Origin of the sequence: Pedobacter lusitanus, assembly GCF_040026395.1 — a bacterium.
Taxonomy (GTDB): Bacteria; Bacteroidota; Bacteroidia; order Sphingobacteriales; family Sphingobacteriaceae; genus Pedobacter; species Pedobacter lusitanus.
Genome location: NZ_CP157278.1, coordinates 1,908,342 through 1,921,961, shown reverse-complemented (window position 1 = coordinate 1,921,961; position 13,620 = coordinate 1,908,342). Strand labels below are relative to the sequence as shown.

The 13,620-nt window shown below is 38.9% G+C and carries 14 protein-coding genes; 7 read left to right on the top strand and 7 right to left on the bottom strand.

The window, feature by feature from the left end; translation table 11 throughout:
* Window positions 1–3: 3 nt before the first annotated feature.
* Entirely contained in the window at window positions 4–975 is a 972-nt protein-coding gene (locus PL_RS08175; protein ID WP_041881021.1) for a glycosyltransferase family 2 protein, read from the bottom strand.
* The gene (locus PL_RS08170; protein WP_041881023.1) at window positions 917–2,692 is read right to left on the bottom strand and encodes a carbamoyltransferase family protein; all 1,776 of its coding nucleotides are present in this window, start codon (window positions 2,690–2,692) and stop codon (window positions 917–919) included. Before PL_RS08170 ends, PL_RS08175 begins: the two co-directional genes overlap by 59 nt.
* A gap of 463 nt (window positions 2,693–3,155) precedes the next feature.
* On the opposite strand from PL_RS08170, the gene PL_RS08165 reads away from it, so the two are divergent.
* The 3 genes from PL_RS08165 (at window position 3,156) to PL_RS08155 (ending at window position 5,499) form a co-directional block, all read left to right on the top strand.
* Window positions 3,156–3,809 carry a response regulator transcription factor gene (locus PL_RS08165; protein ID WP_041881111.1) on the top strand — a complete coding sequence of 218 codons (654 nt, stop codon included), beginning with the start codon at window positions 3,156–3,158 and terminating at the stop codon, window positions 3,807–3,809.
* A gap of 41 nt (window positions 3,810–3,850) precedes the next feature.
* Complete coding sequence (locus PL_RS08160) at window positions 3,851–4,294, top strand: response regulator (protein WP_041881024.1); 444 nt, start codon at window positions 3,851–3,853, stop codon at window positions 4,292–4,294.
* 263 nt (window positions 4,295–4,557) lie between these two features.
* Window positions 4,558–5,499 carry an ion channel gene (locus PL_RS08155; protein ID WP_041881025.1) on the top strand — a complete coding sequence of 314 codons (942 nt, stop codon included), beginning with the start codon at window positions 4,558–4,560 and terminating at the stop codon, window positions 5,497–5,499.
* Window positions 5,500–5,527: 28 nt separating this feature from the next.
* Here PL_RS08155 and PL_RS08150 read toward each other — a convergent pair whose 3' ends face one another.
* Window positions 5,528–6,496 carry an NADP-dependent oxidoreductase gene (locus PL_RS08150; RefSeq protein ID WP_041881026.1) on the bottom strand — a complete coding sequence of 323 codons (969 nt, stop codon included), beginning with the start codon at window positions 6,494–6,496 and terminating at the stop codon, window positions 5,528–5,530.
* A gap of 171 nt (window positions 6,497–6,667) precedes the next feature.
* On the opposite strand from PL_RS08150, the gene PL_RS08145 reads away from it, so the two are divergent.
* From PL_RS08145 to PL_RS08130, 4 genes are all read left to right on the top strand, one after another.
* The gene (locus PL_RS08145) at window positions 6,668–7,006 is read left to right on the top strand and encodes a winged helix-turn-helix transcriptional regulator (RefSeq protein WP_041881113.1); all 339 of its coding nucleotides are present in this window, start codon (window positions 6,668–6,670) and stop codon (window positions 7,004–7,006) included.
* A 119-nt stretch (window positions 7,007–7,125) separates the two neighbouring features.
* Window positions 7,126–7,608, top strand: a complete 483-nt coding sequence (locus tag PL_RS08140; RefSeq protein WP_041881027.1) for a hypothetical protein — start codon at window positions 7,126–7,128, stop codon at window positions 7,606–7,608.
* A gap of 162 nt (window positions 7,609–7,770) precedes the next feature.
* Window positions 7,771–8,526: a M57 family metalloprotease gene (locus PL_RS08135; RefSeq protein WP_041881028.1), complete on the top strand. Its 756-nt coding sequence runs from the start codon at window positions 7,771–7,773 to the stop codon at window positions 8,524–8,526.
* Window positions 8,527–8,616: 90 nt separating this feature from the next.
* Entirely contained in the window at window positions 8,617–9,213 is a 597-nt protein-coding gene (locus PL_RS08130; protein WP_041881030.1) for a hypothetical protein, read from the top strand.
* Window positions 9,214–9,216: 3 nt separating this feature from the next.
* Here the strand turns inward: PL_RS08130 and PL_RS08125 are convergent, their stop codons facing one another.
* The 4 genes from PL_RS08125 to PL_RS08110 all read right to left on the bottom strand — a co-directional run bounded on the left by PL_RS08125 (window position 9,217) and on the right by PL_RS08110 (window position 13,519).
* Complete coding sequence (locus tag PL_RS08125) at window positions 9,217–9,987, bottom strand: helix-turn-helix domain-containing protein (protein WP_052496219.1); 771 nt, start codon at window positions 9,985–9,987, stop codon at window positions 9,217–9,219.
* 190 nt (window positions 9,988–10,177) lie between these two features.
* Entirely contained in the window at window positions 10,178–10,843 is a 666-nt protein-coding gene (locus tag PL_RS08120) for a DAPG hydrolase family protein (RefSeq protein WP_041881033.1), read from the bottom strand.
* 11 nt (window positions 10,844–10,854) lie between these two features.
* Window positions 10,855–12,021, bottom strand: coding sequence for an MFS transporter (locus PL_RS08115; RefSeq protein ID WP_041881115.1), 1,167 nt, complete (start codon window positions 12,019–12,021; stop codon window positions 10,855–10,857).
* A gap of 109 nt (window positions 12,022–12,130) precedes the next feature.
* The gene (locus PL_RS08110; protein ID WP_041881035.1) at window positions 12,131–13,519 is read right to left on the bottom strand and encodes an MFS transporter; all 1,389 of its coding nucleotides are present in this window, start codon (window positions 13,517–13,519) and stop codon (window positions 12,131–12,133) included.
* Window positions 13,520–13,620 lie beyond the last annotated feature (101 nt).

The window sequence follows — 13,620 nt, the reverse complement described above, 5'->3', positions numbered from 1 at the left end:
TATCTAAATGAAGAAGACTCTATATTTTATGGCCCCGTATATGCGCCAGAAAACTGAAAGTGTAGGGATAATAAAAGAGGTGGAAACCATTTCTATAATATGACTTATAGTTTTCTTTTTATCATAAAGCCGTTTATGGATAATGTCAGAGATCAAAATTGTTAAGGCAGCAATGGATAAAGCTGCTAGCCATTTATTGTTTTCTATAATCGAGATCAGTAAAATAATCCATAACAGATTGATCAGGTAATAATTCCATAGTGGTTTTTTATTTATTCTTTCTCTATATGAAACCGGGAATTTTTTGAATAACAGCGCATCGTAAATTCCTTTTTTTTGTTCTTTAAGACTAATTCCCCAGGGGGCATCTCTTATCGGGTGAATTACAACCGCTCCGGGAGCGCTGATAACCGGGATTTTTAATTTCAGGAGCTTAAAATGCAGATCAGAATCCTCGCGCCAGGCAAGTTTGAATCTTTCATCAAATCCCCCGGCTTTTCTCAGTGCATTTTTTGTACAGGCACAGTTTGCAGTAATAAATTCCGAGTTTTCAAGCCGGGCCATATTCCATTCAAAGTCAGTTGGAGTATCTGAGACCGGAACATAGGTTTTTCCACTTACGGCCAGATCAGTTTCTGAAGTGAAATATTCAAGTATTGCCGATAGCCAATTCCTGTCTGGCAGACAATCATCATCTGTAAAGGCTATCACTGTTGATCTGGCGTTTGTCCAGCCAATATTTCTCGCGGCAGCAGGTCCTTTTTTCACAGGTAACTGCAAATAAGAAAGCTGGAGTTCTTTCTTCTTTAACCAGGGGAGCAAGGTTAAAAGTGTCTGGTGATCGGGACCATCACTGACTATAATAACTTCGAAATCTGTTTTACTAATGCTTTGCATCAGTAGTGCCCTCAGGCAATCAATCAAGAGCTTCGGCCGCCTGTAAGTAGGTATAACTACTGATACTTTTATTTCCATGTTCTTTCCTGATTAAAAATGAACCTATAACCAACGCATCAAATGCAGATGTCCAGAAACAGGCTATGGCATCCCGCGGACTACAGACAATTGGTTTTCCAAGCGTATTGAAAGAAGTATTGATTAGTACAGGTATTCCTGTTTTTTCTTTAAAGGACTTAAGTAGTTGGTAATAAAGCGGATGCTGTCTTTCATTTATAGTCTGCACCCTGGCTGTTCCATCTACGTGTTTGACAGCTGGAATAAGATCTTCTTTATTTGCTGCAATCTTATAAACAAATAACATAAAAGGCGAGGCAGTTATCTCTTTAAACCATTCCGGAGCCTCTTCTTCCAGCACCACAGGAGCAACAGGACGGAAGTCTTCTCTGTCTTTTAATTCATTTAACCGCTGCTGCATTTCAGGATTGATCGGGGAAGCAAGAATTGAACGGCTTCCAAGTGATCTTGGACCGAATTCCATTTTTCCCTGGAACCAGCCTATGATTTTATTTTCAGCTAGCAAAATTGCTGTTTCATCAGCAATATCATTCATTTTATAATAGGGGATTTTAGCATGATTCAGAAATTTTTCAATCTCTGCATCACTATATTCAGGTCCCCAGTAAGTATGATCCATAATAAAAGTTTTGGTTTTATTTTTTCTGACCTGATTGTCTATGTGCATAGCTGCGCCCAGGGCAGTACCTGAATCGCCTGAAGCGGGCTGTACCCAGACTCTTTTAAACGGACCGGATTGACAAATTCTCGAATTGAGGACACAGTTTAATGCCACACCTCCTGCCAGACATAAGTTTTCCTGCTTTGCAGACTCATAAAGCCAGGCTGTCATTTTGAGCACTTGTTCTTCAAGTACTTTTTGTAAGGAGCAGGCAATGTTGAGATGACGCTTTGTTAATGGTTCATCTTTCATTCTGGGTATTCCAAAAAGTTCTGTGAAATTTTTCTCCTTTATAGTATATAGCCCGTTGTTTTCCATTTCAATCATTTGCTGAAAATCCTTTTCAAATTCGGGTTTTCCATATGCTGCAAGTGCCATGATGCGATATTCATCAGAAGAATGAAGAAACCCGAGATGACTGGTAATCTTTTCATAGAGCAGGCCAAGGGAATTGGGCATATTTACTGCATTAATTCTTTTAATCTCATTGTCTTTTGCAGTATTGTAAGTGGTGGTTGCAATTTCACCTCTGCCATCTATAGTTAAAACTGCTGCCTCCTGATATGGAGATGGAAGATAAGCACTTGCAGCATGTGCAAGATGATGATCTACGTAGTGCCAGGTCCAGTCCGTTTCTTTACTTCCTGCAAACCTTTTTTGCAAATGATTGGGATAACCATCAATTAATTGTAAAGGAGCATTCAGCAGATAAGAAAGAAAAAGATTATGCCATGGATTTTTATTTTCTCCGTAAGTATAACACTCCGGATTAAACGGGATTTCCGCCTGGGCACTGCTTAGCTGGCTTTCGGGAATCAGCAGATAGGGATTAAAGGAATATGCAATATGATCAACTTCTCTTAAATGAATTCCAGCAACTTCAAGGCAGTAAAAAATAGCATGAAACGGAAGTTCATAAGTTGAAAACGGAACAGGCCTTTTGCCATGTTTTATTTCTGTAAAGCGTTCATCTTCTGCAGCTGCAAGCAGAATTCCATCTTTGAAAATACATGCTGAAGAATCATGAAAAACAGCATTTAAACCTAGTGTATACATAATGTAGGATTAACAAATTGACTAATCTTAATTGATTTATTAATCTCTAAACATGCTGTTTTGTATTTTGATTTGTCGAATTTAAAATCAGGTATGATTGAGATATACAGCGTATTAACACTTGTTTAAATGCGCGATATACCTGTATTGCAAAATTTTTAAAACTAATTATGATACTGTAGGTTCAGCAACAGCTCAATTGTTAAATCTGTTAATTAATGCAATTGAATTATATGGTTAAATATTAAAAGTATAAATCTGATATGATCATGAAATACATAATCACAGAATTGACAGTCTTAATGGATTATTCTTGTCGTGAAGTAAATTCAGAATACAATTATTTCCCTTTTAATAGTGAACCAGATTAGATTTTCTGAAAAAATTGAAAATCTTAAGGATTAATGAAAAGAAAAGAACTGACAATGTAACTCGCTGTTATAGTAAGTTTGGAGGAGAAATAATGAAGAAATTAAATGTGTTACTGGCTGAAGATCATAATCTTGTCAGAGAAGGTCTCAGAATGTTACTGCAGCAGGATGAAAATATAAATGTCGTGGCTGGAGTAAATGATGGTAATGAAGTAATGAAAATACTGGGTACTGTTGAAATCGATATTATTCTGACAGATATTAATAAGACACCCGAAATGAGTGGAGTTTCATTAATCAGAGCAGTTAAAGAGCGGATGCCGGATGTGAAAATGGTTATCCTTTCTATGTTTGATCAGGAAGAGGTTATTTTAAGATCGTTTACAGAAGGAGCATCAAGTTATCTGTTAAAAAATATAGATAAAGATGAGCTGATTTTTGCACTTAGGAAAGTAGGTGAGGGCAAGAGATACCTGTGCGGAGAGTTATCACTAAAATATTTTGACAGGGTAATTATGAGAACCAGAATTCTGAATTTTCCAGGACAGGAACAGATCGGTTTTTCAGATAGAGAACTGGAAGTACTTGGTTTAATTGCTGAAGGTCTTACTAATTGTGAAATATCTGATCGCTTGTTTCTGAGCAAAAGGACAGTTGAAGGTCACCGGAAGAATCTGATAGAAAAAACGGGAGTGCGCAATACTGCTGTTTTGATTCGATACGCTATTTCAATTGGTCTTATTTAAGCACCAGATAATATGAATTATTATGAAATAAAATTTTACAAATGAAAACATATGGTCAAAAAGTGATAAACAATCAGTGTATTGATTTGTCACAACAACCTTTAAAAGTTCTTGTGATCGAAAATGATAAAGACCTTTGTGAACTATTGGCAGATCTGTTCATACAAACTGGTTTTGATTACAGAATTTATCAGCAAACAAGTGATATTATACCAATTGTCAAAGAATTCAATCCTGATCTGGTATTAATTGATTACCTGCTGCCCATGATAAACGGAGGAGAACTTTGTTGCCAGATCAAGAAAAATCCATGTACCGGTAATCTGCCTGTAATTATTTATTCAGCTTTTCCAAAGGTATTACTGTCATTAGGGGATTATGGATGTGATGCATTTATAGCCAAACCTTTTGATATAGAGTATTTGATCGGGCAGATAAATAAGCTTGGAAAAACATACCGGTCTGTTAGCATAAACCAGCGTTGATAAACAGATTGATCAATATTCCGGGCTACTAAAAATGTTTCGTATAAATTTTTGAGAGGGAATAGGGGTATTAATTATCTGTGCGTCTTTAGGGAACAAACGATAAAATATAATATCATGATAGCAGAATCAGGTAAAAACGCACTGGTAATCATTATTGCAGGAGTAATCATTGCATCAATGGTCATTTTAATTGGTGGTTAGACCACAGGATTAAAAGGTTTTTTATTGCGCATAATTTTCAGTAAAATTAACAGGAAATTATGGCGCTATTTAAACGTAAATCACAAATTGACGATGATCTTGGCTTTGGTACCCAACCCATAACCGGAGATCAGCGAATGATGAATACAGATGGGTCTTCAAATATCAGACGCATCGGCCTGCCTTTGATCAGGTCATCTGACACCTATAATTGGCTGATCTCTATGACCTGGAAGAAATTCCTGTTCATCTTGCTGATTGCCTATCTGCTGGTTAATACACTCTTTGCCTGTTTATATGTCGTGATTGGGATCGAACATCTCAAAGGTGCTGGTGGTATCACTGCAAGAGATCATTTTTTTGACGCATTTTTCTTTTCTGCACAGACAATTTCTACTGTCGGATACGGGCATATCAGTCCGGATGGGTTTTTAACCAGTTGTCTGGCCGCATTTGAATCTATGTTAGGCTTACTTGCATTTGCATTGGCAACGGGTCTGCTGTATGGCCGGTTTTCCAGACCGACAGCCAAGGTTGTTTATAGTGAAAACATGGTCATTGCACCCTATAAGCAAATCAAAGGGCTGATGTTCAGATTAGCCAATTTAAGAAATAATCAGCTGATTGAAATAGAAGTGCAGGTCGTATTATCCTATAATGAGCTGGTAGAAGGACAAAAAAAGAGACGTTTTTACCCTTTGGATCTGGAACGCACAAAAGTTGGCCTGCTCACTATGAGCTGGACTGTAGTGCACCCGATTGATGAAAATAGTCCGATATATGAGAAAACACCAGCAGAGCTTGCAGAAGCAGAAGTCGAAATACTGGTGTTACTCAAAGCTTTTGATGATACTTTTTCTCAGACGGTCCACAGCCGTACTTCCTATAAGGACGAAAATATTGTCCATGATGCGAAGTTTGCTACGATTTTCTCCAGGGATAGCAACGGTCAGCTCACCCTGGATCTTTCAAGAATAGGAGACATAGAGCACCTGGATTAAGAAAAGGAAATAAGCTTATTTCCTGAAATTACAATTCAATAACTATTTTACCTCTGGTTTTTCCGCTTTCTATCTGCAAATGTGATTCAGGTAACTGATCAAAGCCGTAAACTTTGGAAATATGTGATTTCAGTACTCCTTTTTCAAGCAATATGGCTATTTGCTGCATATCAGTGCCGCTGGAAGTCACAGGAAAATAAAGGGCATTCAGCCCTCTTTCCTTAGCAATTTCCAGGGTAGATTTCCGGGTGGCTAATGTACCAGGCTCAGACTCCTGATCAGGAATCAGGTTAATGATCGTACCGTTTTTGCTCAGTACATCGAGTGACCTGACAAAGTTTTCCCCGCCAAGGGTTTCCAGAATCACATCGAAATTAATACCTGATTTTTCATATTGCTGCTGCTGATAATCGATATGAGTTTCCGCTCCCAGTTCCAGCACAAAGTCTTTGTTTGCTGCAGAAGAAGTGCCGGTGACTCTTGCCCCCAGATAACGGGCTATCTGCACGGCATAATGTCCGACTCCACCAGCTGCTGCATGTATCAGTACCTGATCATGCTGTTTAATCTGAACCTGTCTGGTTAAGGCCTGCCATGCTGTAAGTGCTGCCAGTGTAGCTGCAGCTGCGGCTGTGAAAGATATATTTGCTGGTTTTAAGGCCAGCTGATGTGCCGGGGCAGTGACATATTCTGCATAAGCCTGGCCATGTCCTATAAAATTGACCATTCCGAAAACATCGTCGTTCACTTTGAAACCGGTTACATTTTTACCGGCAGCGATTACTGTCCCTGAAATATCCCAGCCCAGTATCAGAGGTTTTAAATGTTGCAATGTGGTGTAAAGCGCTTTGCCAGCTCTTGTTTTTACGTCTACCGGATTGATACTGATCGCTTTGACTTGAATCAATACTTCATCATCTGCCGGTACAGGTACCGGTAATTCTGTAAGTATCATGTTGTTGATGTCGCCGGGTTCGTTTAAGATATAAGTCTTCATGTATGTTTTTTTTCTAGTATAGCTTTGTCATAATTCAGATTCATCCTGATTATTAATTGTGCTATAGAACAAAGCTATCTGATTGGTATATTTGTGGCAAGTATGTACTTTTAAGTATCCTACATACCAAAAGGATACTAATCTGATATACAGTTATTCATGAATTCTGTTATGACGAAAATAAAACAATCAGGCTATGTTTGCAGTCTGGATTATGCTTTTCAGCGGGTGGGAGGTAAGTATAAGGGACGTATTATCTGGCATTTGAGTGAAGAAAATGTGCTTAGATATGGTGAACTCCGGAAAATCCTGTGGGATATTACACCAAAGATGCTTACCCAGACGCTGAGAGAACTGGAAAGCGATGGGCTTATTCACCGCAAAGTCTATCTGGAAGTACCGCCAAAGGTGGAATATTCACTTGAGGAGGCTGGTAAAGAACTGATTCCTTTTATTAATTATCTGCGGGAATGGGGCGAAACACAGATGGCTAAAGAAGGAATGATTTAAACAGGGCTGAGAAAACATTTTTTAACGATTAAATTCATAAATTAGTTAGAAAATATAACCCTATGAAAACATCTTATTTATTGTGTTTATTAACCGTATTCATAATACCATCCTGTAAAATGAAAAAAACAGCTATCCATCCGGTTGCAGCTGCCGATTCCTTTATGCCTATGCAAATTGGAAATAAATGGTCCCATGGAGCACATTCTTATACAGAAATCCAGGATACTGTCAGAATTGGTAAACAGCTTTATTTTAAATTCTATTCTCTGGTGGGCGGAGATGCAACGTCTACAAAGTATCTGAGAATTGATGAAAATAATCAGTTGGTAGAGTCTTATCCTGATCAGCCGGGGGTAACCTATGTGCATGCAAAATTCAATGCAAATCTGAATGATGTGTTTTTCACCTTAAATGATAAGAGTACAAATGATTATCAGGTAAAGCTTGTAGAGAAAACTCCGGAAAGAAGGACTTTTGAATTCGATATGGTTTATCATCCTAATTTAAAGGGAAGTACACATAAAGTCAGTTATATCAAGGGTATCGGGCTGGATGATGGCTGGGATAGTATTAAAATCAACGGAAAAGTTATTAAGTAATATATTTTTGTTATGCTATATTAAAGTGGCTTTGTGCTTTAATATAGCATATCTAAATGAGTGTATTTTTAACACTTGTTTAAAATAACTTCAAAAAAGTTACACTAGTTAACGATTGTTCTGTATATTAGAGTGTTACGATCTACCTAAACACTCAACCCTATGAACAAAAATTTGAAAAATTTCACTTTTATTGCGCTGGTCGCAATAGTGATCGCATCGTGTTCTAAAACCAAAGAAACACCTGTAAACCCTGATCCGCAAACCCAGAAATCTGATAAGGTGATGTCTTATATTCAGAGTCTGGGATTTCCTGCTTCAGCTATTGTTGACAACGGTGATCATTATGTTGTAGAAGAAGATATTATCTTCCCTAAAGACATGGTTATTCCTTCAGGTCAGCCAAAAACTGAGCAGTTCTATACCGGAAGTCTGGTTAATGCGGCCAATAAAAAAAACATACGTGTTAAAGTTGATGCGTCAATGACAAGTATGAATGCAGAAGTAACCTCTGCTGTAAATCAATGGAACGGTATTACCGGTTCTACAGTACGTTTTTCAATCGTTACAAGCGGTGCTTATGACATCCTGATCAAAGATGAAAATCTTGGTAATGGTGTTTGCGGTCAGGGAACATTCCCTTCTGGTGGTGCTGCAGGTAACTTAATTAAAATTAACAAGGCTTACATTGCTGCGAATAGCTTTGCACAACGTCAAAGAACAATTACGCATGAGCTGGGACACAATATTTCATTAAGACACACTAACTGGTCTTCTATCGGTGAGAGTTCTGCCACACCTGTACCGGGAGTTGGAGGAACAGATGCTGCTTCATTAATGAATGGCGGTCAATGTAACTCTGGAGCTACTGTATTGTCTACCAAGGACAAACAAGCTACTGTTGCATTATATCCATAATAATTAAAAAATTATAACCAAGGATCGTAACTTAGCCGGGACAGACAGCTCTAATCAAAGGGCATCTGTCCTGTTTAAGTAATTTAACCTATGAAATTAATCATACTGACTTTTCTTCTCCCTCTTTTTTGTTTTGCCCATGCAGGTACGAATCTTAATTCATTACAGGTCAGTACTAAAGATAGTATTGCAGGGACTTCAGTCATTTTAAAAAATCACGAAGTAATTTTTCAGAAAGTTTATACCTCAAAACTTACGGGTGATGATCTGGCCGAAAAGCTTTTTACGCTTTTATCTACCATGAAGAAATTCAGATTAGACAGACGGGTTTCTCCAACAGAAACAGAGTTTATTGGGAAACTAACTTATTATATGGTAGATGCCAGAAAATATGGAGGAACTGTTTTCGCGACACCAGCTATATTGAGTTATCCTGTTACCGCATCGGTAGTCATTAATATTAAAGACTATAAATACAGAGTCACGATTGCAGATATTACCTTTAAGGATATAGAATCAGCAACTAAAGGAGAGTTCAGAGATGTTACCTTAAGTGAGCATATCACGCAAAACAGACGCAGCCAGCTTAAAACAGGGAAATCAGCGTTAAGACTTGCTCAGTTTATTGATCAGGACTTTTCTGACAGGTTTGATCTGATGAAATCCAGTCTGAATGATGATTTCTAAATTTTAATCTTTATTCAGGTCTGTAGCGGTATCAGTAGTTGAGAGCCTGAACTGTTCAGCTGTCAGGCCGGTTTGTTTTTTAAAGAATCTGCTGAAATAGGCCCTGTCTTCGAAATTAAGTTCGTAAGCAATTTCTTTTATCGTCCTTTCACTGCTGATGAGTTTTCGTTTAGCCTCAACTATCAGACGGATATGTAAGAGCTGGGTTAAGGTTTTATTCATCTTTTCTTTCAGTATCTGATTCAGTCTTTTTTCGCTTATCCCAATTTTTTCGGCGTAGAACGATGCTTTGCGTTCTTTGTGATAATACCGGTCCATAAGCATGATAAATTCATAAACTCTTTTCTGGTTGATGTCCTGATTCAGAAAAGCATGCTGATTAAGCCGGACCAGGTTTAATAAAAAGACTTTAAGTAGTGATTTCAGCACAAGATAGGTGCCGTATGGGTTTTGGTATTCTTCCGTAATTAAGGCATGAAGATGAGTAAAACGATGAGCTGTTTCAGGATCTATAGACAGCATGGAAAACTGCCCCTGTCTGTTAAATAAGTTAAAGATATCCATTGCATATTCTTTATCATCTTCCTCCAGGTAATCCCGTTTAAAAGCTATCAGATGACCTTTTTTGTCTTCTGTTGAAATCATAACCGAACGAAACGGCGGGATTAAACAGACAAACTGTTCTGCTGCAGGGTTTTCGTCTGCTGCTGTATCATTATTCTTGTAGCTGAACCAGATCATTTCAAAGTATTCCTGTCTGACAGTACTTTGCATGTAGTTTTTGGGGCAATCACACAATGGAAAAACAAGAAACTTTGAAGGGTCTATCTGGTGTACAAACTTCATATCACAATTGACTGGCCGGTGCGTAAACGTTCTGATTGCTCAAGCAGCTATCAGGATACCCCGGTAAAGATAAGAGGATACCCTGAATTGCTTTTAATCAGCTGCCTGAAAGACAAAATTAAATAACGTCGGCAAGAGATCCGATTTTAACTTTTTCTCCCGTTTCTCTTTCATAAAGTTCAGGAAGGAAAATTCCCAGGTTACTCATTTCTTCATGGCAGTGCTTCAGTAATCCGGCACCGGCTGCATCAGGATAAATTGCTGAGCGGGTTTCAAAGTCGTTTTTCAGCTCATTTTCTTCAAAATATCCTAACCAGAATCTGCTGCGCATTTCACAGCCATAAGGAGTATCTCTGACAAAGTGCATGAGTTTAGCCACATAACCAGGCTGTCCTTCCAGTGCCAGACGGGCATGTACCAAAGTTACACCTAATTCTGCAAAACGGGACGTATCCATTACAGTAGCGGGGTCAAGGAATGTAATTCTTAGTTTATGGATTTCTTCACCGCCAAGACGCTCGTGAGCAATATGGGTACCGCCAATGTACTTTCCTGTGCCACGTTCACCAATCCAGTCGCTAAATACATGGTCTTGTTTATGCCACCAGGAATACTGTTCTGAGTTATGTACATAACCTACCCACCATTCAATCATTTTTCCTGTGATATTCATCAGACTTGATCTTGCTGCAACAACCAGCAGTCCATCTTCATAACGTTTGTAACCAGCTTCAAAAGGCAGGTAACCAGGGTTTAATAAGTCATTTACTTCTTCTATTCTCATGATATTAGTATTTATTTGTTTAAAAACTGATGATTTGTTTTAAAGATTTTGATCGTGTATCTGGCATGGATCACCAGGATAACAGCAGTGATAAGCGCTATAAAGGCGGCAATCATAAATATAGTTTTGAGGTCGAATGGCAGGCCGCCGATAAAGGAAGAGAGAAACTGTCCGCCAAATACCGCCATGGAATAATAGCTGAGATTTCTGCCCCGGTTTTGAGGATTACTTATTTCTATGGTCACATGATTGAGCAGCGGGATAGTAAAACCAAAACCAATTCCTGTAAATACTGCTGCAATCAGCAGTCCGGCTGTACCGGCTGAGCATGCAAATAAGAGCTGTCCTGACAGGAAAGAGATGAAACCTAAAGGTACAGTATAGTTTGCGCTGAGTTTTTTGACTACCCGTGGCATTAAACTGGCCGCTATGGCCGCAATTAATGAGATAAAGGCCATGAAATAACCTGTCTGGGAAGTTGAAAAGTGAAATGATCCGGGTAAATACTGTGGAAGCCCTGAAAAGACTATGAAAAAGAGGATCATAGCTATGGCTGTACTGATGATGATTTTCAGCAGATCCTTAGGAACTTCATCAGAGCGGTGCCCGGGTAAATGTACAGGGGTTCTGGAAAGTCTGGGAACGCTGATGAGCAGCAGTGGTAAGCAGATCAAAGCAGTCAGGTAGATCAGAAAAGGAAACCGCCATCCTGATTCTCCCATTAAACCTCCTAAGCTCAGAAAAACCACGCCGCCTATTTCGATTGCCATGCCCTGCCAGGCAATCATTTTCATACGGGCTTCACCTTCAAAAAAGTCGGCTATTAATCCTGTTCCCGCTGTCTGGATTGCAGCAGTTGCAGCACCCAGTAAAATGCGGTCTGCAATGACGATATAGGGATTGTTCAGCACTGCACCGGTTACGCCAAATATGGCATAGGGAATTAAACTCCAGACCATCAGGGAAAATGGACCTTTATGGTCAGATAATTTGCCCATCAGCGGGGCAAATAGTACAACGCCGAGTGCGGGTAAGGTGATCAGCCAGCCGGGATTATCGGTAAATCCGAGATGTGCAGCTGTTTCTGTTAAAGAAGGAGCAATGACGGTTCCTACCATAATGGTAAGACTGCTTGTCAGCAGAAGAACGAAAATGCCCGTTTTTGATAGTGTTTTCATGATCTTTGTGGGGCTGATCATTTTTTTATCAGATCAGCACTACAAAGATCATTGCAGTATCAGAGGCTTTCGTGTATTATTTCCTAATGTTGTTGCACTATCTGGAAATTTATCTGGCAGTTGCTGTTCTGCTATGCACAGTATTTTGTTTTCTGATAAATACAACCAGCCAGCTTAAAGCAATAAAAGCATACAGACCAAGGATGGCAACAGAGAGTGGAGTAACTGCAGCATCTGCATTTTTGGTGGTCATAAAAAGTGTCAGTATGGATAATCCTATTCCGGCACCAAGAAAATAAGAGGTGGTTGCGAGACTGGAGGCCAGGCCATAATGCTGACTTGGGATATCCTGTATGGAAAGTACAGACAGACTGGTATAACTGATGGTCATTCCCAGTCCGGAAACAAATGCAGCTGATAATAAAATAAGCCATAGGGAATGCCCCATAAAGATAGAACTGATCAGCAGAATTGCTCCGATGAGCATCATGGTCATCCCTATAAAACCAGTTTGACCAATATTATATCTTCTCATGATTCCCGGCAAGGCAAATTTGGCAACTACAGCCGATAAGATGCTGAAGGGAACCAGTAGCAAACCAGATTTGGCAGCACTGAAACTCATGTCTTTTTGAAGCAGCAGGGAGATAATGAACAGATAACCTGTAAAAAAAGAACCCAGCAAAAAGAAAACACCATTGGCAGTAACAACTTTTGACGAGCGAAAGATTGATAAATCTATCAGCGGCTCCTTTAAGGTGGTAAGTCTGGTAAATAAAAGCTTCATAGAGATAATAATACCAGCGGCGAGGCCAGACAACAGCAGATAATGCCGCTGAAAATTACCCAGTTCATGAACTCCGTAACTTAACATCAGCAGCGCAGCAACCAGTAAAAAACCAGAGATAAGATCCGGTGATTTTTTTGATTCTCTGGCGGGATCAGTATCAAGATAATACCATGAAAGTATAATTACTGCAGCTAAAACAGGTACATTGATCAGGAAGACCCAGTGCCAGCCCCAGTAAGTACTGATTATTCCACCGATGGATAAACCACTTCCTGATCCGATAGCGGCAAAAGAACTGAAAATACCTATTGCTTTGCTGCGTTCATGTTTTTCAGTAAAAGTATGGGTAACTATTGATAATGCTGATGGCATAATCAGTGCAGCGGCCAGTCCCTGTACGGCACGGTAAAAAGCTAATATCCCAAATGAACCTGAAAGTCCGGCACCCAGTGAGGTTAACAGAAATAAAGCTGCACCAATCATAAAGATGGTCTTTCTGCCAATTATATCAGATAATTTTCCGCCTATAATCAGGAAACCGCCATAAAGTAATACATAAAGCGTTTGTAACCATTGTACCTGGTCATTACTGATATTGAACTGTGACTGTATAGAGGGAATAGTTAAATTAATAATGGCAATATCCAGTGCTTCTACGAAAATACCCATCGAAGCAATGGTGAGAATAAGGTTTTTTTTTGAGATCATATGTTGATTTTGTTCTGTCAAAGGTATTTATATAGAATAGACTATAGAAATTATAATAATTATTTAGAACAAATAATATATTTGATTGATTTTAAAAGAAC

What these genes read in the sequence shown, in the direction of transcription:
- PL_RS08135 (WP_041881028.1), top strand. Translation starts at nt 7,771, where the DNA reads ATGAACAAAAATTTGAAAAATTTCACTTTTATTGCGCTGGTCGCAATA.
- PL_RS08145 (WP_041881113.1), top strand. Translation starts at nt 6,668, where the DNA reads ATGACGAAAATAAAACAATCAGGCTATGTTTGCAGTCTGGATTATGCT.
- PL_RS08115 (WP_041881115.1), bottom strand. Translation starts at nt 12,021, where the DNA reads ATGAAAACACTATCAAAAACGGGCATTTTCGTTCTTCTGCTGACAAGC.
- PL_RS08130 (WP_041881030.1), top strand. Translation starts at nt 8,617, where the DNA reads ATGAAATTAATCATACTGACTTTTCTTCTCCCTCTTTTTTGTTTTGCC.
- PL_RS08140 (WP_041881027.1), top strand. Translation starts at nt 7,126, where the DNA reads ATGAAAAAAACAGCTATCCATCCGGTTGCAGCTGCCGATTCCTTTATG.
- PL_RS08165 (WP_041881111.1), top strand. Translation starts at nt 3,156, where the DNA reads ATGAAGAAATTAAATGTGTTACTGGCTGAAGATCATAATCTTGTCAGA.
- PL_RS08150 (WP_041881026.1), bottom strand. Translation starts at nt 6,496, where the DNA reads ATGAAGACTTATATCTTAAACGAACCCGGCGACATCAACAACATGATA.
- PL_RS08110 (WP_041881035.1), bottom strand. Translation starts at nt 13,519, where the DNA reads ATGATCTCAAAAAAAAACCTTATTCTCACCATTGCTTCGATGGGTATT.
- PL_RS08160 (WP_041881024.1), top strand. Translation starts at nt 3,851, where the DNA reads ATGAAAACATATGGTCAAAAAGTGATAAACAATCAGTGTATTGATTTG.
- PL_RS08120 (WP_041881033.1), bottom strand. Translation starts at nt 10,843, where the DNA reads ATGAGAATAGAAGAAGTAAATGACTTATTAAACCCTGGTTACCTGCCT.
- PL_RS08155 (WP_041881025.1), top strand. Translation starts at nt 4,558, where the DNA reads ATGGCGCTATTTAAACGTAAATCACAAATTGACGATGATCTTGGCTTT.
- PL_RS08125 (WP_052496219.1), bottom strand. Translation starts at nt 9,987, where the DNA reads ATGCAAAGTACTGTCAGACAGGAATACTTTGAAATGATCTGGTTCAGC.
- PL_RS08170 (WP_041881023.1), bottom strand. Translation starts at nt 2,692, where the DNA reads ATGTATACACTAGGTTTAAATGCTGTTTTTCATGATTCTTCAGCATGT.
- PL_RS08175 (WP_041881021.1), bottom strand. Translation starts at nt 975, where the DNA reads ATGGAAATAAAAGTATCAGTAGTTATACCTACTTACAGGCGGCCGAAG.